22 protein-coding genes are annotated in these 19,477 nt (G+C 59.2%); 9 read left to right on the top strand and 13 right to left on the bottom strand.

The features are described 5' to 3' along the window. Positions 1 to 178: 178 nt before the first annotated feature. The 6 genes from GVL52_RS20005 to GVL52_RS19980 all read right to left on the bottom strand — a co-directional run bounded on the left by GVL52_RS20005 (position 179) and on the right by GVL52_RS19980 (position 5,702). Positions 179 to 1,303: a branched-chain amino acid ABC transporter substrate-binding protein gene (locus GVL52_RS20005; RefSeq protein ID WP_160010377.1), complete on the bottom strand. Its 1,125-nt coding sequence runs from the start codon at positions 1,301 to 1,303 to the stop codon at positions 179 to 181. A gap of 119 nt (positions 1,304 to 1,422) precedes the next feature. Then, positions 1,423 to 1,776 (bottom strand): DUF6867 family protein, encoded by a 354-nt coding sequence (locus GVL52_RS20000; protein WP_160010375.1) that lies wholly within the window; start codon positions 1,774 to 1,776, stop codon positions 1,423 to 1,425. Positions 1,777 to 1,800: 24 nt separating this feature from the next. Further along, positions 1,801 to 2,529 (bottom strand): ABC transporter ATP-binding protein, encoded by a 729-nt coding sequence (locus tag GVL52_RS19995; RefSeq protein ID WP_160010373.1) that lies wholly within the window; start codon positions 2,527 to 2,529, stop codon positions 1,801 to 1,803. Next, positions 2,529 to 3,383, bottom strand: coding sequence for an ABC transporter ATP-binding protein (locus GVL52_RS19990; RefSeq protein WP_244619237.1), 855 nt, complete (start codon positions 3,381 to 3,383; stop codon positions 2,529 to 2,531). Before GVL52_RS19990 ends, GVL52_RS19995 begins: the two co-directional genes overlap by 1 nt. A gap of 20 nt (positions 3,384 to 3,403) precedes the next feature. After that, positions 3,404 to 4,795, bottom strand: coding sequence for a high-affinity branched-chain amino acid ABC transporter permease LivM (gene livM, locus GVL52_RS19985; RefSeq protein WP_160010369.1), 1,392 nt, complete (start codon positions 4,793 to 4,795; stop codon positions 3,404 to 3,406). 4 nt (positions 4,796 to 4,799) lie between these two features. Then, a complete protein-coding gene (locus GVL52_RS19980) occupies positions 4,800 to 5,702 on the bottom strand; it encodes a branched-chain amino acid ABC transporter permease (protein WP_160010367.1) in 903 nt (300 codons plus the stop codon). A 403-nt stretch (positions 5,703 to 6,105) separates the two neighbouring features. Between GVL52_RS19980 and cysQ the strand changes: the two genes are divergently transcribed. Further along, positions 6,106 to 6,888, top strand: a complete 783-nt coding sequence (cysQ, locus tag GVL52_RS19975; protein ID WP_160010447.1) for a 3'(2'),5'-bisphosphate nucleotidase CysQ — start codon at positions 6,106 to 6,108, stop codon at positions 6,886 to 6,888. Between the two features lie 129 nt (positions 6,889 to 7,017). Continuing rightward, complete coding sequence (locus GVL52_RS19970) at positions 7,018 to 8,055, top strand: DUF2793 domain-containing protein (protein WP_160010365.1); 1,038 nt, start codon at positions 7,018 to 7,020, stop codon at positions 8,053 to 8,055. A gap of 4 nt (positions 8,056 to 8,059) precedes the next feature. On the opposite strand, the gene GVL52_RS19965 is transcribed toward GVL52_RS19970, so the two are convergent. Beyond that, on the bottom strand, positions 8,060 to 8,797 hold the full coding sequence (locus tag GVL52_RS19965; RefSeq protein WP_160010363.1) for a LuxR C-terminal-related transcriptional regulator: 738 nt from the start codon (positions 8,795 to 8,797) through the stop codon (positions 8,060 to 8,062). Positions 8,798 to 9,196: 399 nt separating this feature from the next. Between GVL52_RS19965 and GVL52_RS19960 the strand changes: the two genes are divergently transcribed. Both GVL52_RS19960 and GVL52_RS19955 read left to right on the top strand, forming a co-directional pair. After that, positions 9,197 to 9,472 (top strand): DUF1153 domain-containing protein, encoded by a 276-nt coding sequence (locus GVL52_RS19960; RefSeq protein ID WP_007533628.1) that lies wholly within the window; start codon positions 9,197 to 9,199, stop codon positions 9,470 to 9,472. 333 nt (positions 9,473 to 9,805) lie between these two features. Next, positions 9,806 to 10,087 (top strand): GNAT family N-acetyltransferase, encoded by a 282-nt coding sequence (locus GVL52_RS19955; protein WP_160010361.1) that lies wholly within the window; start codon positions 9,806 to 9,808, stop codon positions 10,085 to 10,087. Between the two features lie 116 nt (positions 10,088 to 10,203). Here GVL52_RS19955 and GVL52_RS19950 read toward each other — a convergent pair whose 3' ends face one another. Next, a complete protein-coding gene (locus tag GVL52_RS19950; RefSeq protein WP_160010359.1) occupies positions 10,204 to 10,554 on the bottom strand; it encodes a flagellar export protein FliJ in 351 nt (116 codons plus the stop codon). Positions 10,555 to 10,994: 440 nt separating this feature from the next. On the opposite strand from GVL52_RS19950, the gene ctrA reads away from it, so the two are divergent. After that, positions 10,995 to 11,696: a response regulator transcription factor CtrA gene (gene ctrA / locus GVL52_RS19945; RefSeq protein ID WP_025424706.1), complete on the top strand. Its 702-nt coding sequence runs from the start codon at positions 10,995 to 10,997 to the stop codon at positions 11,694 to 11,696. Between the two features lie 150 nt (positions 11,697 to 11,846). Here ctrA and GVL52_RS19940 read toward each other — a convergent pair whose 3' ends face one another. Further along, the gene (locus GVL52_RS19940; protein ID WP_160010357.1) at positions 11,847 to 12,209 is read right to left on the bottom strand and encodes a response regulator; all 363 of its coding nucleotides are present in this window, start codon (positions 12,207 to 12,209) and stop codon (positions 11,847 to 11,849) included. 127 nt (positions 12,210 to 12,336) lie between these two features. Next, positions 12,337 to 12,987 carry a histidine phosphotransferase ChpT gene (chpT, locus tag GVL52_RS19935; protein WP_200847861.1) on the bottom strand — a complete coding sequence of 217 codons (651 nt, stop codon included), beginning with the start codon at positions 12,985 to 12,987 and terminating at the stop codon, positions 12,337 to 12,339. 184 nt (positions 12,988 to 13,171) lie between these two features. On the opposite strand from chpT, the gene GVL52_RS19930 reads away from it, so the two are divergent. Together GVL52_RS19930 and GVL52_RS19925 are read left to right on the top strand one after the other, a co-directional pair. After that, complete coding sequence (locus tag GVL52_RS19930) at positions 13,172 to 13,768, top strand: DUF1134 domain-containing protein (RefSeq protein ID WP_160010353.1); 597 nt, start codon at positions 13,172 to 13,174, stop codon at positions 13,766 to 13,768. Between the two features lie 117 nt (positions 13,769 to 13,885). Continuing rightward, positions 13,886 to 15,046, top strand: a complete 1,161-nt coding sequence (locus tag GVL52_RS19925) for a hypothetical protein (protein WP_160010350.1) — start codon at positions 13,886 to 13,888, stop codon at positions 15,044 to 15,046. A gap of 16 nt (positions 15,047 to 15,062) precedes the next feature. On the opposite strand, the gene GVL52_RS19920 is transcribed toward GVL52_RS19925, so the two are convergent. Both GVL52_RS19920 and GVL52_RS19915 read right to left on the bottom strand, forming a co-directional pair. Next, on the bottom strand, positions 15,063 to 15,884 hold the full coding sequence (locus GVL52_RS19920) for an RNA methyltransferase (RefSeq protein WP_160010348.1): 822 nt from the start codon (positions 15,882 to 15,884) through the stop codon (positions 15,063 to 15,065). A 5-nt stretch (positions 15,885 to 15,889) separates the two neighbouring features. Continuing rightward, entirely contained in the window at positions 15,890 to 16,276 is a 387-nt protein-coding gene (locus GVL52_RS19915) for a hypothetical protein (RefSeq protein ID WP_160010346.1), read from the bottom strand. Between the two features lie 43 nt (positions 16,277 to 16,319). On the opposite strand from GVL52_RS19915, the gene GVL52_RS19910 reads away from it, so the two are divergent. Continuing rightward, positions 16,320 to 17,354 (top strand): RluA family pseudouridine synthase, encoded by a 1,035-nt coding sequence (locus tag GVL52_RS19910; RefSeq protein ID WP_160010344.1) that lies wholly within the window; start codon positions 16,320 to 16,322, stop codon positions 17,352 to 17,354. A 163-nt stretch (positions 17,355 to 17,517) separates the two neighbouring features. Further along, positions 17,518 to 18,426 carry an RNA polymerase sigma factor RpoH gene (gene rpoH / locus GVL52_RS19905; protein ID WP_160010342.1) on the top strand — a complete coding sequence of 303 codons (909 nt, stop codon included), beginning with the start codon at positions 17,518 to 17,520 and terminating at the stop codon, positions 18,424 to 18,426. 52 nt (positions 18,427 to 18,478) lie between these two features. Here rpoH and ubiA read toward each other — a convergent pair whose 3' ends face one another. Continuing rightward, positions 18,479 to 19,393 (bottom strand): 4-hydroxybenzoate octaprenyltransferase, encoded by a 915-nt coding sequence (ubiA, locus tag GVL52_RS19900; RefSeq protein ID WP_160010340.1) that lies wholly within the window; start codon positions 19,391 to 19,393, stop codon positions 18,479 to 18,481. Positions 19,394 to 19,477: the final 84 nt, after the last annotated feature.

The raw sequence follows: 19,477 nt of genomic DNA, 5'->3' as shown, positions 1-19,477 counted from the left end.
CGGCAACATGTTGAATCTGCAAGCGATCCTAACCGCATCGGCCCCAATCGCAAGCGCTTTGCGCAAACTGGCAAAACTGCGCCACGAAACCTGCCTGTTGTTGTCCTGCCGACCATCGCACAAAGCAAAGAAGCCCGGCACGAGGCCGGGCTTCCAAGATGATCAGGAGATCAAAGGCTTACATTGCGCCCTGTGGGAAGTAGCTGAACTTGCCGTCCGGGCCCTTCTTCCATTCGTACATGATGTAGCCTGGGATCTTCGGGTCGCCCTTTTCGTCGAACGAGATTTCGCCGAGAACGGTCTTGAACGGACCCTTTGCCTTCATGGCTGCAGCTACGGCTTCAGCATCGGTCGAAGCAGCTGCCTTGGCAGCTTCAGCAATCGTCTGCATCGCAGCGTAGGAATACAGCGTGTAAGCTTCTGGGTTGAAGCCGGCAGCCTTGAACTTCGCAACGAGGTCCTTGTTGGCAGGATCCAGGGTCGCGTCAGGGCCGAACGTGTTCAGCGTGCCTTCGACAGCATCGCCAGCGATCGACGCCAGTTCGTTCGAAACGATACCATCGCCCGATACGAGCTTGGCCTTGAGGCCCTGGTCAGCAGCCTGACGGATGATCAGACCAGCTTCGGTGTGGAGACCGCCCCAATAGATGACCGAGACGCCGGCTTCCTTCATCTTGGCGATGAGGGCCGAGAAGTCCTTGTCGCCGACGTTGATGCCTTCGTACATGACTTCGGTGATACCAGCGGCATTCATGGCCTTCTTGGTTTCGTCAGCGAGGCCCTGGCCGTAAGGTGTCTTGTCATGGACGACAGCGATCTTGGCGTCCTTGAAGTGGTCGGCAAGGTACTTGCCGGCGATGCCGCCCTGCTGGTCGTCACGACCGCAGGTACGGAACGTGTTCCAGAGGCCACGCTCCGTGAACTGCGGGTTGGTCGCAGCAGGCGTGATTTCGAGGATGCCGTTTTCAGCGTAGACTTCGGAAGCCGGGATCGAAACGCCCGAGTTGAAGTGACCGATGACGAACTTGACGCCGTCAGCAGCAAACTTGTTGGCAACCGAGATGCCCTGCTTCGGGTCGGACACGTCGTCGCCGAGCACGATCTTGATCTGCTCGCCGTTGATGCCGCCAGCAGCGTTGATGTCAGCAGCTGCCTGCTCGGCACCCTTCTGGAGCTGAGCACCGAATGCTGCGTTCGGGCCCGTCAGCGGACCGGCAACGGCAACCAGGATGTCGGCCCATGCGTTACCGCTGAAGGCGACCATCGCCGTCAGAGCCACTGCCGACAGAAGAGACTTCTTCATTATGTTACTCCCAATTTTTTAGCGGGTTATGTTCCACTACCCAGCGCATTACCCGCTTTACTGCGCCGGGAAACTTGTTCCACTCGAAGAGGTAATCTGTCCCTAGTTTCAACCGGCTGTCAATGTTTAGCCTTCCAGGAGAAGGCGGAAGTCTTTTCGTAGAGCCAGTAGTAGTTATTGACCATCTGGTTGGTGCGGCGATAGCGATAGCCGGCCGTCGAGAAGATCAAAAGAAGCACCAGGTCGATGACGTAGTAGAAGACGCTGATCACCGGTCCGTCGAACAGCGCGTGATGCAGAAACTGCATCGCTGCGGCCAACAGCACGGTGTAGGCGATGACGATTGGATAGTCGCTCCAGTTTTCGGCCGCAGCCTTGCCGGAGCGCCATGCGGTCCAGAAGCCGATCAGCATCACCAGAAACCGGATGATGCTACGCACGCCGGTGTCGCTTTCAAAGAAAAGTCCCTGCATATCAAAGTCTCCCCTTCGTCATGCTCAATGCCGTCCGCCTTCGAGATAGGCGGCGCGTACCTCGGGATTTGCCAGCAGTTCCCTGCCCGAACCGCTCATCGTCACCTTGCCGTTGACCATCACGTAAGCGCGGTCCGACAGCTTCAGTGCCGCAAAGGCGTTCTGCTCGACCAGGAACACGGTCAGTCCGTCTTCCTTGTTGAGCGTCTTGATCGCCTCGAAGATGCCCTTGACGATCAGAGGTGCGAGGCCGAGCGACGGTTCGTCCAGAAGCAGCAGCTTCGGGCGTGCCATCAGCGCGCGGCCGATCGACAGCATCTGCTGCTCGCCGCCCGAAAGCGTACCGCCGCGCTGTGTCTGGCGCTCCTTCAGACGCGGGAACATCACGAAGATCTTCTCGACGTCTTCCTTGAAGTATTTCAGGTTATCGAGACCGGCACCCATCTGCAGGTTTTCCATCACGCTCATGCGCGGGAAAATGCGACGCCCCTCGGGCGACTGCGCGATGCGCAGGCGGGCGATTTCGTGTGTCGGCATCTTGGTGATGTCGCGGCCTTCGAAAATGATCGAGCCGGTACGCGCCTGCGGGCTGCCGCAGATCGTCATCATCAGCGTCGACTTGCCGGCGCCGTTGGCGCCGATCAGGCTGACGATTTCGCCCTGGTTGACTTCGACGTCGATGCCGGCGAGCGCGCGGATATTGCCGTAATAGGTTTCAACACCCTGGACTTTGAGAAGTGGCTGACCGGTCATCAGTTTGCGCCTCCTTCGAGGCTCTCGACGGCTGCAATCACGTCTTCAACTTCCTCATCCTCGACACCGAGATAGGCCGCGATGACCCTCGGATCGTTTTTCACATGGTCAGGCGTGCCATCGGAAATCTTCTGGCCGTATTCGAGCACGACTACGTGGTCGGAAATTTCCATCACCACCGACATGTCGTGTTCGATCAAAAGGATGGACGTGCCGCTATCGGCCCGGATGTCGCGCAGCAGCGCGTTCAGCACAGCCGATTCACGCGGGTTGAGACCGGCGGCCGGCTCGTCGAGGCACAGAAGCTCCGGCTCGGTGCACATCGCTCGCGCAATTTCCAGACGACGCTGGGCACCGTAAGGCAGATCGCCGGCAGGATCGTCGGCGCGATCGATCAGATCTGCCTTCTCCAGCCAATGGCGGGCAAGTTCGATCGAGTTCTTCGCTTCCGCAGCGTAGCGACCGATGCCAAGCAGGCCGAGAATGGTGTAGCCGGACGCCCGCATCAGCTTGTTGTGCTGGGCCACCAGCAGGTTTTCGAGAACCGTGAGGCCGGAAAACAGCCGGATGTTCTGGAAGGTACGGGCGACCTTGGCTTCCTTGGTGATCCGGAAGTCCGGCAGACGCTCGAGCAGAAATTCCTTGCCGCTCTTCTGCTGCATGGTGATCATGCCCATCGTCGGCTTGTAGAAGCCGGTGATGCAGTTGAACACGGTGGTCTTGCCGGCACCGTTCGGTCCGATCAGCGCGGTGATGTCGCCGCGCTTGGCTTCGAACGAGAAGTCGTTGATGGCCATCAGACCGCCGAACTTCATCGACAGATGCTCGACCTTGAGCAGGGTATCGCTGGTCATGTTGGTTTCCTGGGGGCTCATCAACCGTGGCCCTCCTTGGTGAAGCTTCCGGAAACAGACTTTCGTTCTTTCAGGAAGGCCGTCGGTTCACGCGACCCTACGAAGCCGCGCGGCTTGATCAGCATGACGACGACCATCGCCAGACCGAAGAGCAGCATGCGGTAGAGTTCCGGCGTGAAATCTGGCCCGAAGATCGCCTTCAGGAAATCCATCTCGCGCAGCAATTCCGTACCGCCGATCATCACGATCGCAGCGATGGCGATACCGGTGAGCGAGCCCATGCCGCCGAGAACGACGATGGCAAGAATGACGGCCGATTCGAGGAAGACGAAGGATTCCGGTGATACGAAACCCTGGCGGGCGGCGAAGAACGAACCGGCAAAACCGCCGAACATCGCACCCGTGGCAAAAGCCGTGAGCTTGGTCGTCACCGTGTTGATGCCGAGCGAACGGCAGGCGATTTCGTCTTCGCGCAGCGCTTCCCAGGCACGGCCGATCGGCATGCGGCGCAGGCGGATGGTGACGTAGGCCGTCAGCATGCACAGAGCCAGGATCAGATAGAACAGGAAGATCTTGTAGTAGGCGGACGAAATCGGCAGATGGAACAGCTTGGCAAAGCCATGCGGGCTGGCATCGAAGGGAATGCCGAACAGCGTTGCCTTCGGAATGCTGGCGATACCGAACGTCCCCTTGGTCAGCGCCGTCCAGTTGATTATGACGAGGCGGATGATTTCGCCGAACGCCAGCGTCACGATCGCCAGATAGTCGCCGCGCAGGCGCAGCACCGGAAAGCCGAGAATGATGCCCCAGAGCGCTGCGAAAACACCGGAAAGCGGCAGCAGCAGCCAGAAGGACAGGCCGAAATAGCTCGACAGCAGCGCGTAGGAATAGGCACCGACCGCGTAGAAGGCGACGTAACCGAGATCGAGCAGACCGGCGAGACCGACGACGATGTTCAGGCCCCAGGCCAGCATCACGTAGATCAGGATCTGGATCCCGAAGTTATCGACCCACTTCAGCGAGCCCTGCGCACCGACCAGCGCCACGATGACGACGGGGTAGAGCAGCAGCGCGACAAGCGCAATTTTCAGGAAATGCGTGTGGAAGAAGCCCTTGTCGGTCGAGATCTCCAACTCGCCGCTGCGGGCTTTCGCCAGCTTGCGTGCATCCAGATGCGGACGCAGGAAGACCACGATCGCAAACCGCCCGACCGCTGCAATCGCAACGAAGATGGCCAGCAGGCCCCAGCGCTGCACGATTACAAGTTCGTTGCTGATGTTCTGGTCGGTCTTCAGGCCGACATAGAGCACGAACATGCCGAATGAGATGATGGCGGCGAACAGAGCTTCTTTAATACCCTTCTGGACAAGTCCGGAAGCGGGCTTGCCAGGGGTGTTTTCAACATTTGCCATGACGTTAAACCTTCTCGACTTCCGGCCGGCCCAGGATACCTGTCGGCTTGAAGATCAGCACGAAAGCGAGGATGGCGAAGGTCGCCACGTCCTTGTATGCGATGGTGAAATAGGCCGACCACAGGGATTCGATCAGGCCGATCATCAGGCCGCCGAGAACAGCGCCCGGCAGCGAACCGATGCCGCCGAGAACGGCCGCCGTAAACGCCTTCACGCCCGGCACGAAACCGTCGTTGAAGTTCACCACGCCATAATACATCAGATACATCGTGCCGGCGACGGCCGCGAGTGCCGCACCCATGATGAACGTGACCGAGATGGTCTGATCCACATTGACGCCGAGCAGGGCCGCCATCTTCCGGTCCTGCTCGGTCGCACGCTGGGCGCGCCCGAGGGCCGTATGATTGACGAGATACCAGAACACCGTCAGCAGAACCGCGGTGATGATCATGATGACGATCTGCTTCAGCGAGATCGTGATGCCGCCGACATTGTAGATCGTGCTGATCATTGGCGGGATCGGCTTGTTGCGCGGTCCCTGCGTGACCTGGATGAAGTTCGACAGCGTGATCGACATACCGATCGCGGTGATCAGCGGCGCGAGGCGGAAAGAGCCGCGCAGCGGACGATAGGCGACACGCTCGATCGTCCAGTTCCACAAACTCGTCATCAGCATCGCAACGAGCAGCATCGCCAGCAGCAGAACCGCAACCGGGAGGCCGGCAAACATCGATGTGAGGACCAGAAAGACGATAAGGGAAGCAAAACCGCCGATCATGAAGATATCGCCATGGGCGAAATTGATCATGCCGACAATGCCGTAAACCATCGTATAGCCAATAGCCACAAGGCCATAGATCGATCCAAGAGTCAGCCCATTGACGAGCTGCTGGACAAAATATTCCATATGTCTTTCCCCTGGAAACAGAACCCCGAAAGGCCTGCGTCTCTTGTTATTAGAGCCCTTACTGAGCCCTTGTTTCAAGATTTCATACTGCTTTCAATGCAAAAGGGAAGTGCAAAATTACAAAGCTCCAAAGTTCTTTGCCGTTTTGGTGAAAATGACTTTTTGGAACTCAAAAAGTCGATTTTTTCAACACCAGATAGCCCATAACGCCACTTTTAACCGCAAAGGTAGCTCTCCATTCGAAAACTGACGAAATCACTGGATGATCGCTGCTGATGCATTCACGATACGCCATCGCTACAAAACGCCGCTCATCTCGCTCCTTCCAAAGACTGGCGGTGCAATGGCCGGCGAAAGCGAATATAGCTGAGGGCTGATGGAAAAGGGATCGAAGCGGACTGCGATGCTCCAGACATTCGAACGCGCTGCCCTGGAGGCCGGCAAGGCCATCATGGCGGTCTACATCAAGGGCTGCATGGTTGCCTGCAAGGCCGACAACAGCCCTGTGACGGTCGCCGACGAACAGGCCGAGCGGATCATCCTGGCGCATCTCCACAGCGAGTTTCCCGACATCCCCGTGATTGCAGAGGAATCGGTCGCCGCCGGCATCGTCCCCGCCATTGGCTCGTCCTTCTTTCTGGTCGATCCCCTCGACGGCACCCGCGAATTTATCGACAGGCGACCGGAATTCACCGTTAATATCGCTTATATCGCCGACGGCCATCCGGTCGCCGGCATCGTCTTCGCGCCGGCTTTGGGCATCGCCTTTTCGGGCGAGCGCGGCAACGCCGAAAAACTGTACATCGATAGCGATTTTCAGATCGAGCGCCGGCGTCCGATCAATGTCCGCCTCGCCAAGGCAAAGCGCACGGCGCTCGCCAGCCGCTCACATGACAGCCCACGGACAGCGCGCTTTCTGGCCGAGCAGGCGATCACCGAATGCACCAACATCGGCTCATCGCTGAAATTCTGCCTGCTAGCCGAAGGCGAAGCCGATGTCTATCCGCGCTTCACCCGCACCATGGAGTGGGACACGGCGGCAGGCGACGCCATTCTGCGTGCGGCGGGCGGCTCGACCCTGACGCTCGACGGACGACCGCTCACCTACGGCAAGACGCGGCAGGCCCACGACAGCGACTTTGCAAATCCGGACTTCATTTCCTGGGGCGGCGTGCCCCAGCCCTGACCGGACGGGCATCATTGATCGGAAAAACCGTTTGAAATCAGAGCGCCAACACGCTTTTGATCCCCGCTCCACGACACGCATCTAGGATTTGCGGCAGTGAAAACCTGCCGCAAACACGGGAGCCGCATCGTGTCCGATCAGACCAACAACCTCGCCTTGCCCTACATTCTGCCATCGCAGGCGCAGAAACATGTGCCCCACAACGAAGCACTGCAACGCCTCGACGCCATCGTCCAGCTGACCATCGCCGCGCAACTCCAAACGCCCGCGGAAACGCCCGTGGAAGGTGCATGCTATCTCATCGCCAGCACTGCCGTTGGTGAATGGACCGGCAGGCCGGGCCAGATCGCCGTCAGGCAGGACAGTGCCTGGCTTTACCTGACGCCGAAACCCGGCTGGCGCGCGTTCTTCGCAGACACCGGCCAGGTCAAGGCTTTCGACGGCGCAGCGTGGAGGAACATCGCGATTGGCGCCGATGGCTCGCTGCCGATGCTTGGCATCAATGCCACACCGGATGAGGTCAACCGCCTGTCGGTCGCCGCGCCGGCAAGCCTGTTCAGCCATACCGGGCAAGGCCATCAGCTGAAGCTCAACAAGGCTGAAGCATCTGACACCGGCACCCTGCTCTTCCAGACCGCCTGGTCGGGACGCGCCGAAATGGGCCTTGCCGGTAGCGACGAGTTCTCGATCAAGGTCAGCGGCAACGGCGAAAACTGGCTGACGGCATTGAGCGTTGCCCCAGATGGTAGCGTGCGCACCCCGAACCGTCCGATCGCACGCGCATCACTGGCGGCGAGCTCGGCGACGCCGGCTGCTGCAAGCCGCACCGGCTTTGATGATTTCCAGATAAGGCAGGGTGGCTTCAGCTTAGGTGCAGCCGTGCCTTCGGGCGCCGGCAGCAGGCTGATCGTTCCGGCGACAGGCTTCTATCTGCTGTCGCTCAGTGCCAGCACCCTCACCTCTTCAGGACATGGCGCAGCGATCGAGGCAAACGGCACGACCATCCTGGCATCCACCAGCGGCCCTGCTTCCGCATCGCCAAGCCGCGAAACCGCGACGACGATCACTTTTCTGAATGAAGGAGACTGGCTGGCGCTGCTTCACACGGGAACAGCGCAGTATGAATTCGGATCGGCAAAGACCGAGTTATGCGCGGTAATGCTATAGCGCCTCAGAGCAGCCGATAGCGGAATGCGCGAGCAACCGCCTGCATGCGGTTGACCGAATCGAGTTTGCGCATCGCGCTCTTCAGGTAACCGACGACGGTATGCGGCGACAGATCGAGGATAATGGCGATCTCGTCGCTGCTCTTGCCGGCAGCCGACCAGCGCAGGCATTCGATCTCGCGGCTGCTGAGACTTTCGAGCGGTTGCTCGGTCACCTGTGAGCGGGCATAGAACTCCAGGAATTCCATCGCCCCGAAGACGTGCGCCATCGCCTCATCGCGTGACAGGTTCGCACGTGTGCCGGAGAATGCCAGAATATAGGGGCGGCGATCGGCATCGTGCAGCACGAAGGCAAACGTCCGCCGCAGTGCATTTCCGTGAAACAGCGCGGTGATCCGCTCGTTCTTCAGGTTTGCCGCACTGCTTTCAAAGGCGTTTACCCCGAAAAACACCGGCATGCTGGATTTTCTGAGCTCCGATACCAGTGCGCTATTGTGGAACAGGTCATCGTCATCATAGGCATCTGACATGGCCTTTGGCCAATTGCTCAGCAGAAGGTTGCCCGAGAAGCCGCTGCAATCCCCGCAGGGAAAGGTGGTGAGCAGGTAGTGGCTGAAGCCTGCAGCCTTCGCAAGTCGAGCCAGGCGCTCCTCCGGATCGGCGACAGGCGGGCTGGATTTCCCTGTTGACAAAAAAGCAATATCCGCCGCGCCGTTGTGCACGGCGCGTCCTTCATTCCGCATGAATTTCGTCCTTTACAGGCTGATTTCGCCCCCAAAAGCCCTCCTGCCGGCAATAATCAAAGTATAGAAAGAGAAAAACGGATCGCATCAACGTGACACGATGCCCAAAGTTCCAACTCTAACCGATACGCCAAGAAGAACCCCGATGAGGCCCGGCACGCAAGCTGATGTTCGAATCGACTATAGTTTGACGGCCATCAAACAACTAATATTCATTGTGCATGGCTCCCATGCGCTGATCACAAATTTACGCAAGGGGAGTTGTTTGTGAAGTCCGGACCGAAGCAGCGGTCCGGCGGCGTTTAAAATTCTTATCAAAGTCTTACGACGGGCTTAGGCAATTTTTAAATGTGACAAGCTAGAGTGGCTCTCGTGGTCTTGAGTTGTGTAGAGAGTCCAATGACCGAAATGATACGTCCCCGAGTGAAATATGTCATCGGCCCCGATGGCAGCCCGCTGACGATTGCGGATTTGCCGCCGCCGAATACCAGGCGCTGGGTTATCCGTCGTAAGGCAGAGGTTGTCGCAGCAGTGCGCGGTGGCCTGTTAAGCTTGGAAGAAGCTTGCGAACGTTACACCCTGACGGTCGAGGAGTTTCTCTCCTGGCAGTCGTCAATCAATAGCCACGGTCTTGCCGGCCTGCGCACCACGCGCATCCAGCAGTATCGCCATTGATCAATTTTTGAAGATTATCGCGTTTTTACACGGGCCGAGCGTACACCGAAGGGTGTGACGCCGGCCCGAAGCTATTGATATCCGATCGCGCATCTATTCTTGCCGAATTATCGAACCTTTGCTCAAGCGCGGCCGAAGTCCAAAAAGACCACCCGGACCAAGGCTGCGCGAGCGAGGCAAGCGAATTGATCGCCATTGCCGATCAGCGGTGACAGCCGACGCGGCTTTCTCCCACGGCATGCTCCAGCGAACAGTGCGTCTCCGTTGCCTGTCTTTGCGCAGCCGCAAGCCTGTGCCACTTTCCCTGCCGACAGGGACAAGAGGAAGCTCGCAATGAATATCACCAACGAAGAAAATCCAACCGGCGGTCGCTATGTCGCCGAACTGGAGGGCCACCAGGCCGAGATGACCTATTCCCGCACATCGCCGAAGCTGATCATCATCGATCACACAGGCGTTCCGGATGCCTTGCGCGGCAAGGGTGTCGGCCAGGCGCTGGCGCTGCACGCCGTCGAAGAGGCCAGAAAAGGCGGCTGGAAAATATTTCCGCTCTGCCCGTTCTTCAAGGCGCAATCGCTGCGCCACGAAGAATGGCACGACGTCATCAACGGCTGAAACCCGGATCTGGAAATCAGAAACGCCAAAAGCCATGTATGACGGACAGCACGCCCGTCATGCATGGCTTTTATGAGATGACACCCCGGATGCCCTGAGGCATCCATCATCCTGGCTTAGGCTCGCGCCCGAACCGCTCCGTCGCGCTCTTCGAGCGCGGCAGCGCGTGCATATTCGGCCTGCATCTCTTCGAGCGTCTGCTCCAGGGCCTCTTCCTGCATCTTCAGTTCCTTGATCGAAACCTGAAGATTGTCCGCGCGCTGGCGTGCTGCCTTTGCGAAGGTCGGATAGGCGAAGTGATTCGGGTCGGAAATACCGGACTTCTTTTCCTCGACGACGATCTGGCTCTCCAGATCCTTCGTCATCCGCTCAAATTCAGACATCATCATCTGCAATTGTTGCAGCTGGCGACGCTTTTCGTTCACCTGAAACTCTTTCAGCCGAACTAGGCTCTCACGCGACTTCATACGCATTACTCCAGTGATGCGAGACCCCGGCTTCACTTGAAACCGACCCTTGCTCGCTGCTTTCATGCAGCTTGCCCAAAAAATTTCCGTCGGCGTTAACAAAAACCTACCGCTGGTAACCTTTCGTTTACGGGCATCGTTAATGATAGTCCGTATGATTTAAGGGTCGGTAAACACAACTACGCGATTTCCGGTCCATTTCATTGGTGAGTCGAATGAATCGCTTGCCAGCCTTTCTTAATGTAACAGTTAAGGATTAGGCTTTGCGGATTCTCGTTGGAAAACAGCGGAATGGACAAAATATTTAATAAATTGATTACCTCTTGCCAGAGTGAATCAGAATTTGTTAACCATTTCGTGGCAGCTTCCAAATCACGCAGTGACATATCTGTATCGCGTAGGGGCCAGACCACCTTTCGGCGGCGGTAAAGGGGATAAGAATGCGGGTACTACTCATCGAAGATGACAGCGCGACAGCGCAGAGCATCGAACTGATGCTCAAGTCAGAAAGTTTCAACGTCTACACCACCGATCTAGGTGAAGAAGGCGTCGATCTCGGCAAGCTGTATGATTATGATATCATCCTGCTTGATCTCAACCTTCCAGACATGTCCGGATATGAAGTGCTGCGCACTCTCCGCCTGTCCAAGGTTAAAACACCGATCCTCATCCTTTCCGGCATGGCCGGTATCGAGGACAAGGTTCGCGGTCTCGGCTTCGGCGCCGACGACTACATGACCAAGCCTTTCCACAAGGACGAACTGGTCGCTCGCATCCATGCGATCGTCCGCCGCTCCAAGGGTCACGCTCAGTCGGTCATCTCGACCGGCGAACTGATCGTCAACCTCGACGCCAAGACCGTCGAAGTTGGTGGCCAGCGCGTTCACCTGACGGGCAAGGAATACCAGATGCTGGAGCTGCTTTCCCTCCGCAAGGGCACCACCCTGACCAAGGAAATGTTCCTGAACCACCTTTACGGCGGCATGGACGAGCCTGAGCTGAAGATCATCGACGTGTTCATCTGCAAGCTGCGCAAGAAGCTCGCAAATGCCGCCGGCGGCGCAAACTACATCGAAACCGTCTGGGGCCGCGGCTACGTTCTGCGCGAACCGGATGGCGCCGAATACGCCGAAACTGCCTGATATCGACCTCGGTCCCTACACCGGGTGTCACCAAAATCCCGCCTTCCCGGCGGGATTTTTTTGTTTGCTGCGAACTGCGGCCAGCCATCGGCAAAACAAAAGCCGCCTGGTGAGAGGCGGCCGGTGCAGTCAGGATTTTGCTTTGACGGGTCAGGCGGCGATGGCGCGATTGCCGAAAACAGCCGTGAGGATCTTGCGATCGAAGGGTTTCAGCAGGAAATCGGTGGCCCCTGCCCGCTTGCCCATCATCAGCTTCTTCAGATCGGCTTCGATCACGCAATAGTAGATCTTCACCTCTTTGCCGCCTTCCATGGCGCGAACGGCAACGATCAGATCGATCGCGCCATCCATGCCTGAATCGACGATGAGATAGTCAGGCAGCTCGGCCTGGCAATGAGACAGAGCTTCAGTGGCGCTCGCGGCTTCACTGACCATGAAATCAAGCTCGGAAAGAATACGCTTTCCAACCTTGCGGACAACGTCCGACGAATCCGTGATCATGAACCTCTGCATTGCTGCTCCATCGCCCAGCTTATGTCCCGGCGGGCGTCTTCAAAACGCAAGGATAGAAACATTAGGCTAAGGAATTATTACTTCAATGCACGCAAAACGTCAGTATTTATTGTCCCAAAATCAAACGTCAGGCGGCGACCACTTCTGCCGTGAAGACGATTTCTTCAGCCGACGCACTATGGCCGAGCTTCATGCCGCACTCGTCGGCAAGCAAGACTGCGTAGTAGGGCTGGATCGTGTGCGCGTCGATCGCTTCTTCTATCTCGCCCGTCGAAATCTCCACGAACTTCGGCGGCAGGCGCATCAGCTTGCCTTTGGCGACGAGCGTGAATTTCGCGTCGAGTTCCGGGTTCTCAAGCGTGATATCGATCTGACCGCCGCGCGGGATCGAAGAATAGGCAACCAGAAACAGGTTGAGCAGCAGTTTGACGCGGTTCTTCGGAATGATCACCCGTGGACCGTTCCAGATGACTTCGGTCTTCTTCTCGGCGGCAGCAAAGTCCTTTGCGGCACGCTCGGCTTCACCGGTATCGATCGACGCGCCGACGGAGCCTGAAGCGCCAAAGGCAAGGCGTGCGAATTTGAGACGAACAGAGGCGTTCAGGGCACTTGTGCGAATAAGATCCATGGCGTCTGCATCGGCGCCGCCCTCATCCAGCAATTCAAGGCCGTTGTTGATCGCGCCGACCGGCGAGATGACGTCATGGCAAACACGGCTGCAGAGAAGCGCGGCCAGGTCGGGGCCGGTGAGTGTAAGGTTTGGATTCTTTGACATCATTGTCTCCAGAGGGCGGTGATTCATTCCGCCACACATATTGCTTCATCATTGCACGAAGTTTGCGCGCGTACTCGGCGCCATAATGACACCATATTTGGTAAACCGATTGTTAAGACCATCCGCGCAAAATGACAGAAACGCCGGAAACGGCTCCAAGTATCGACCATGATGAACGGATGACACCATGCGCCCCTCAATCCTAGGAAGATTTCTGGCCTTTTGCCAGCCGCTCGCTGTGCTGACACTGTCATGCCTGATGCTCGCGAGCACGCAGGCATCGGCGCAGCAAGCCGATAGCGGACAGTACACGGTTCAGGAAATCGTCGATGCCGGACACTCGTTCTTCGGCTCCACCAGCGGCGGCCTTGCCAAGGTCGTCGAAGCGGCGTTCCAGAAATACGGATTGCCCAACGGCTATATCCTCGGCCAGGAAGGCTCCGGCGCCTTCATCGCCGGCCTGACATACGGCGAAGGCCAGTTGAACACCAAGAACGCCGGCGAGCATTCGCTTTACTGGCAGGGGCCCTCGCTCGGTCTCGACTACGGCGGCCAGGGCACGCGGGTGATGATGCTGGTCTATGACCTGCCGTCCACCGACGCGATCTACGCGCGCTTCGGCGGCGTCAGCGGCCAGGCTTTCGTCGTTGCCGGCTTCGGCATGACGCTCCTGAAGAACAACAACGTCCTCGTCGTACCGATCCGCACCGGCATCGGCGCCCGCCTCGGCCTCAATGTCGGCTATATCAAGGTAACGCCAAGCCCGACCTGGAACCCCTTCTGATCGCGCGTGACGGCGAACTCTGTCGCGCCGTTACCTTTCCGCCACTTGCCCTAAGCGTCAGCTCCGCATAATCATTGGGCCTGACGCAAATCAACTTCTGGAAGCAGTGGCCTCGTCGTGATCGAATATGCGCTCTTGTTCGGATTGGGCTTCCTGGCCGCAGCGTTCTTGGTTTTCCTCGTATCGCCCGCCGTTCATCGCCGTATCGTCTGGTACACCGAGAACCGCATGCGCGCTACCATGCCGCTCAGCCCGCAGGAAGTGCGCGCCCAGAAGGACATGGTCCGCGCCCTTTATGCCGCTGAAAACGCCCGCACGACGCAGGACCTGATTCGCGAGCGCGAAAAGTCCATGTCGCTACAGCTGAAGCATGATTCCATTGCCCGCGATGCCGGCCACTTCGCATCCGAGATCAGCGCGCTCCAGTCCCAGATCGCCGACATGAGCGTCGAGGCAGCCGAGCTTCGCTCCCGTCTGCGCAAGGACGAGAACTATATCAGCCAGCTGAAGACCAGCCTTCACATTGCCGAGCAGGCTGGCTCCGCCAAGGAGGGCGAGCTCGATGCGCTGCGCATCCGCCTCAACAAGATCGTCGAGCAGACCGACAATCTCAAGATCGACATGGCGGCGCGCGAGACCGAGATCGAAAGCCTCAATTTCAAATCCAGCGCGCTGCGCACCGAGCGTGACGAACTTCGCCAGGACGTGACCCTGCTGCAGAAACGCGCCAAGGATGCCGAACAGAAGCTGACGCAACAGGAACACATGGTCATCCGCCTGGAGGACCGGACGCAGCGTGACAAGGCTTCCATTGCTGACAAGGAGACCCTTCTCGGCCGCCGGCAGCAGGAAGTGACCAAGCTCAAGGAACAGGTGAAAGCCGCCAATGCCGACCTGCGCAAGGCAAATCGTGCCTTGAGGGCAGCGGGCCTTGCCCCTCTCGCTCTGATACCCGCAGTAGAAAAGCCCGCAGCCGAGGATGCGCAGATGTCCGAACTCGACACCGCAGCCGTTGCCGCGCGCCTGGCGGAAGAAGTCCGCGCCCGCAGTGCAGCCGTCTCGGAGGAGATCCTCAGCGCCCGGCTGAATTCCTCTGGCGACAGTGCCATCCGCGCCGAGATCGCCACCATCGCCGCCGACATGGTCGCCCTGACCGCCATCAACGAGGGCCAGGCATCGCCGATCCGCGCATTGCTGCCCGACAGCACCGAAGCCAAGGACGGCGAGCGCATCGATCTCGCCCAGCGCGCCGCAACGATCCTGTCGCAGCCAGGCTGAGTGCAGTTGTAAGCTCTCAGATGCGTTGGGCTGCAGCGGACATGGCAAACAGCGCGATGCCCGCCGCCGTCGCGACGTTAAGGCTATCCAGCCCCGCAGATTGCGGAATGCGCGCGCTGCCGAACCGCGAGAGCACCGCCTGCGGCAACCCCTCGCCTTCCGTGCCGACGACCAGCGCCATACGATCGGATGGCGGTATAGATCGAATGTCGGTCTCGCCGCGTGGCGATAGCGACCAGATCGCAAAATCGCGCTCTGCCAGTTTTGTCAGCAAACCAAGCGCATCGCCGCCACGTTGGTAAGGCACGCTCAGCACAGAACCGACCGAAACGCGCATCGCCTTGCGATAGAGCGGGTCGCACGAGGTCTCGTCGAGAAAGATCGCATCGGCATTGAAGGCGGCCGCATTGCGAAACATCGAGCCGGCATTGTCATGGTTGGAAATGCCGCAACCGACCAGAACCAGCGAACGCGCCGGCAGGCGATCGATCAGTTCGCCCCCCTTCGGCTCCCGCCGCCCCAGCGCCAGCACGCCACGATGCAGATGGAACCCGACGATACGGTCGAGCACCTCGGCTTCCGCGATGTAAACCGGAACATCCGCCGGCAACCGCGCCAGAATGTCGGCAACGCCCTCGACGCGGTTGCGAAGCAGCAGCACCTTCTCGGCGGCAAAATCGCCGTTGCCCAAATGGGCTTCGGCCAACATGCGCAAGACGACGGTACCCTCGGCAATGAAGCGGCTATGCCGGCCGGTCAGATCGCGTTCGCGGATGTCGCGAAACTCGGCGATACGAGGATCGTCGGCACTGTCGATCGCAATCGTCAGGGGCGCCATGGCGGTCAGCCGCCGTTGACGGTCACATCGGCAACGATACGCCCGGCCTTGATATCGAACACCAGTGATTTCAGCACGCCATCGGCGGTCGCGCCGAAGAACATGATCTGGCCACCGGACAGGGATGTGGACTGGACGACGAAGCCGGCGGGCAGGTTTGCTGTCGCCGAAACAGGCGCATCGGACGGAATTCCGGCCGATGTGATGGCTGCCGGCTCCTTGGCCGGCGCGCGCATCGTTTTGTAGACAACAGCGCCGAAGACAGCCATAAGGCTCACGAACATGATAAAGCCCGAGACGATCTGCAGGCGGATCATCTTGCGCCGGACACTTTCCATTGCCGGATCGAGGGGCTTTTCTTCCTGATCGTCTTCTGACTGGACGTTCGTCATATGTGGCTTTCCATTCTATAAAATACTTCGGAGAAGAAGCGTCTTGAGCGACCCCTTTAAACAAGCAGCCGACAATATGAAAGTCCTGACGGCGGATGAAGACGCCGAAGGTCGGCTTGATTCTTGGATGACGGCCCAGCTTGGCGAGGAATTCTCCCGCAGCCGCATCCAGGTGCTGATCAAGACCGGTCAGGTCACCTCCAAGGGCGCCGTCGTCGCCGATCCGAAGAAGAAGGTGCGCCCCGGCGACGTCTTCGAGATCACCTTGCCGGAACCGGAAGATCCGACGCCGCAGGGCGAGAACATCCCGCTCGACATTCTCTATGAGGACGACGACCTGATCGTCATCTCCAAGCCGTCCGGCCTGGTCGTGCATCCCGGCGCCGGCAACTGGACCGGGACGCTGGTCAACGCGCTGATCCATCATTGCGGCGATACGCTTTCGGGCATCGGCGGCGTTCGCCGCCCGGGTATCGTCCATCGCCTCGACAAGGACACCACAGGCGTCATGGTCGTCGCCAAGAACGATATCGCCCACCGCCACCTCTCCCTGCAGTTTGCCGACCACGGCCGCACCATGCCGCTGGAACGCGCCTACCAGGCGATCGTCTGGGGCCGCCCGCGCACGCTGACCGGCAGCGTCGATGCGCCACTCGGCCGCGACAACAGCGACCGCACCCGCCGCGCCGTCAAGCGCCCGGGCACGGCTGATGCCGACGAGGCAATCACCCACTACGAAGTCATCGAACGCTTCCACGAGACGCCGAACGCGCTGTCGCTCGCCTCGCTGGTCGAGTGCCACCTTGAAACCGGCCGCACACACCAGATCCGCGTCCACATGGCCCATATCGGCCATCCGCTGCTTGGCGACATGGTCTATGGCGCAGGCTTCAAGACCAAGGCCAACCTGCTCCCCGAAGATGCCAAGAACGCCGTCAACAACTTCGGCCGTCAGGCGCTGCATGCCTACATGCTGCAGATCGAGCATCCGCGGACCGGCGAAGTCATGCGTTTCGAGACCCCGCTTCCAGACGACATGATCAAGCTGATCGAGGCACTGCGCGACGTCAAATTGTAACAGCATCGTGAACCCGGCCGCAGTCTTGAACTACGGTTCTGCCACACTTATCTTTACACTGACTTCGTGCGGGCTTGAGAAAAGCCGCACGTTCCCGGTCCGCCTTTCAAAACGCAGGGACGCGTTCAAACGGGGATCGGAATTCAGATAGGAGGGTGCAATCATGGCCCGAAGCAGTTTACCGTCCATTACCGCCGGTGAAGCCGGCCTCAGCCGTTATCTCGACGAAATCCGCAAGTTCCCGATGTTGGAGCCGCAGGAAGAATACATGCTGGCAAAGCGGTATTCCGAACACGGCGACCGCGAGGCTGCGCATCGTCTCGTCACAAGCCATCTGCGTCTCGTCGCCAAGATCGCCATGGGCTATCGCGGCTACGGCTTGCCGATCGGCGAAGTCGTGTCCGAAGGCAATGTCGGCCTGATGCAGGCCGTCAAGAAGTTCGACCCGGAACGTGGTTTCCGCCTGGCAACCTATGCCATGTGGTGGATCAAGGCCTCGATCCAGGAATACATCCTGCGCTCGTGGTCGCTCGTCAAGATGGGTACGACCGCCAACCAGAAGCGCCTGTTCTTCAACCTGCGCCGTCTGAAGGGCAAGATTCAGGCCATCGACGAAGGCGATTTGAAGCCGGAACACGTCACCGAGATCGCCACCAAGCTGCGCGTCTCCGAGGAAGAAGTGATCTCGATGAACCGTCGCCTGTCCGGCGACGCATCGCTGAATGCGCCGATCAAGGCAGCCGAAGGCGATTCCGGCCAGTGGCAGGATTGGTTGGTCGATGATCACGAAAGCCAGGAAGCCGTGCTGATCGAGCAGGATGAGCTCGACACCCGTCGCCGCATGCTGGCCAAGGCGATGAGCGTTCTCAACGAACGCGAACGCCGTATCTTCGAGGCACGCCGCCTGTCGGAAGATGCAGTCACGCTCGAGGACCTGTCGACCGAGTTCGACATCAGCCGCGAGCGCGTCCGCCAGATCGAGGTTCGCGCCTTCGAAAAGGTCCAGGACGCCGTGCGCAAGGATGCACTCGAGCGCGCCAAGGCCGTTCGCGTCGTCGAAGCCACGGCATAATCGAAGCATTGCTCAACAGCAAAGGGCGGGTCTCACGACCCGCCCTTTTTGCTTACAGCGTGCCGGCCAGTGCCGCACAGGCCAGTAGCCCGCCGGTCAGGATATTCGCCAGGAAGAGGCGATAGTTCAAGTCCGGCCGGGCAAGGTCGAGCCGGCGCGTCTGCCATGCGAGATGCGCGGCAATCAACAGCATTCCGATTGCGTAGGGCCACGACATGCCCAACAACCAGCCTCCCAGCGCCCATGCGCCGACAGCAAGGCCGTAGAACACACCAATGCAGATCCTGCCGTGCCGGCCGAACAGGATCGCGGTCGATTTCAGGCCGAGCTTCGTGTCGTCCTTCACATCGACATAGGCATAGACGGAATCGTAACCGATCTGCCACGCCAAGGCCCCCGCCCACATGAGGATCGCGCCAACCGGGATATGTCCCTCGACATCGGCCCAGGCCATCAGCATGCCCCAATTGAACGCCGCGCCCAGAACCGCCTGCGGCCAATGGGTGAAGCGCTTGCAGAAAGGGTAGAGAAACACCAACGGCAGAACGCACACCGCCACCAGCCGCGTGTAGGGCGCAATCAAGATCAGCAGCGTTGCGGCCAGGGCGAGCTGGATGGCAAGAAAGACGAGGGCTTGCAAAACGCCGATCTGGCCGCTCGCCAGCGGCCGAAACCGGGTTCGCTCGACGTGACCATCGAATTTCCGGTCGGCAATATCGTTGATCGTCGAGCCGGCACTTCTTATCAGCAGCGCACCGAGAGAAAATATCACCAGTCGTTGCAGCTCCGGAAAACCGTGAGACGCCTGGATCAGCGCCGCCCAGCACGGAAACAGCGTCAGCCATGTCCCGACGGGGCGGTCCAGCCGTGCCAGGCGCGCATAGGGCCGCCATCCGCTGGGCAACCATCGATCCACCCAATCATCCGGGTGGATATCGCTGAGGTCCGGGCGGGTTGACGTGGTCATCAGTTCCAAACTCCTGTTCGAATGAACGCGGCATGCGCCGCTGCTCCCAACCCGTCACAACTGTCGTCAGGTCCCGGAAGAAGA

This window comes from Rhizobium sp. 18055, assembly GCF_902706285.1.
Classification (GTDB): Bacteria; Pseudomonadota; Alphaproteobacteria; order Rhizobiales; family Rhizobiaceae; genus Rhizobium.
This window is presented reverse-complemented; position numbering and strand designations above follow the sequence as displayed.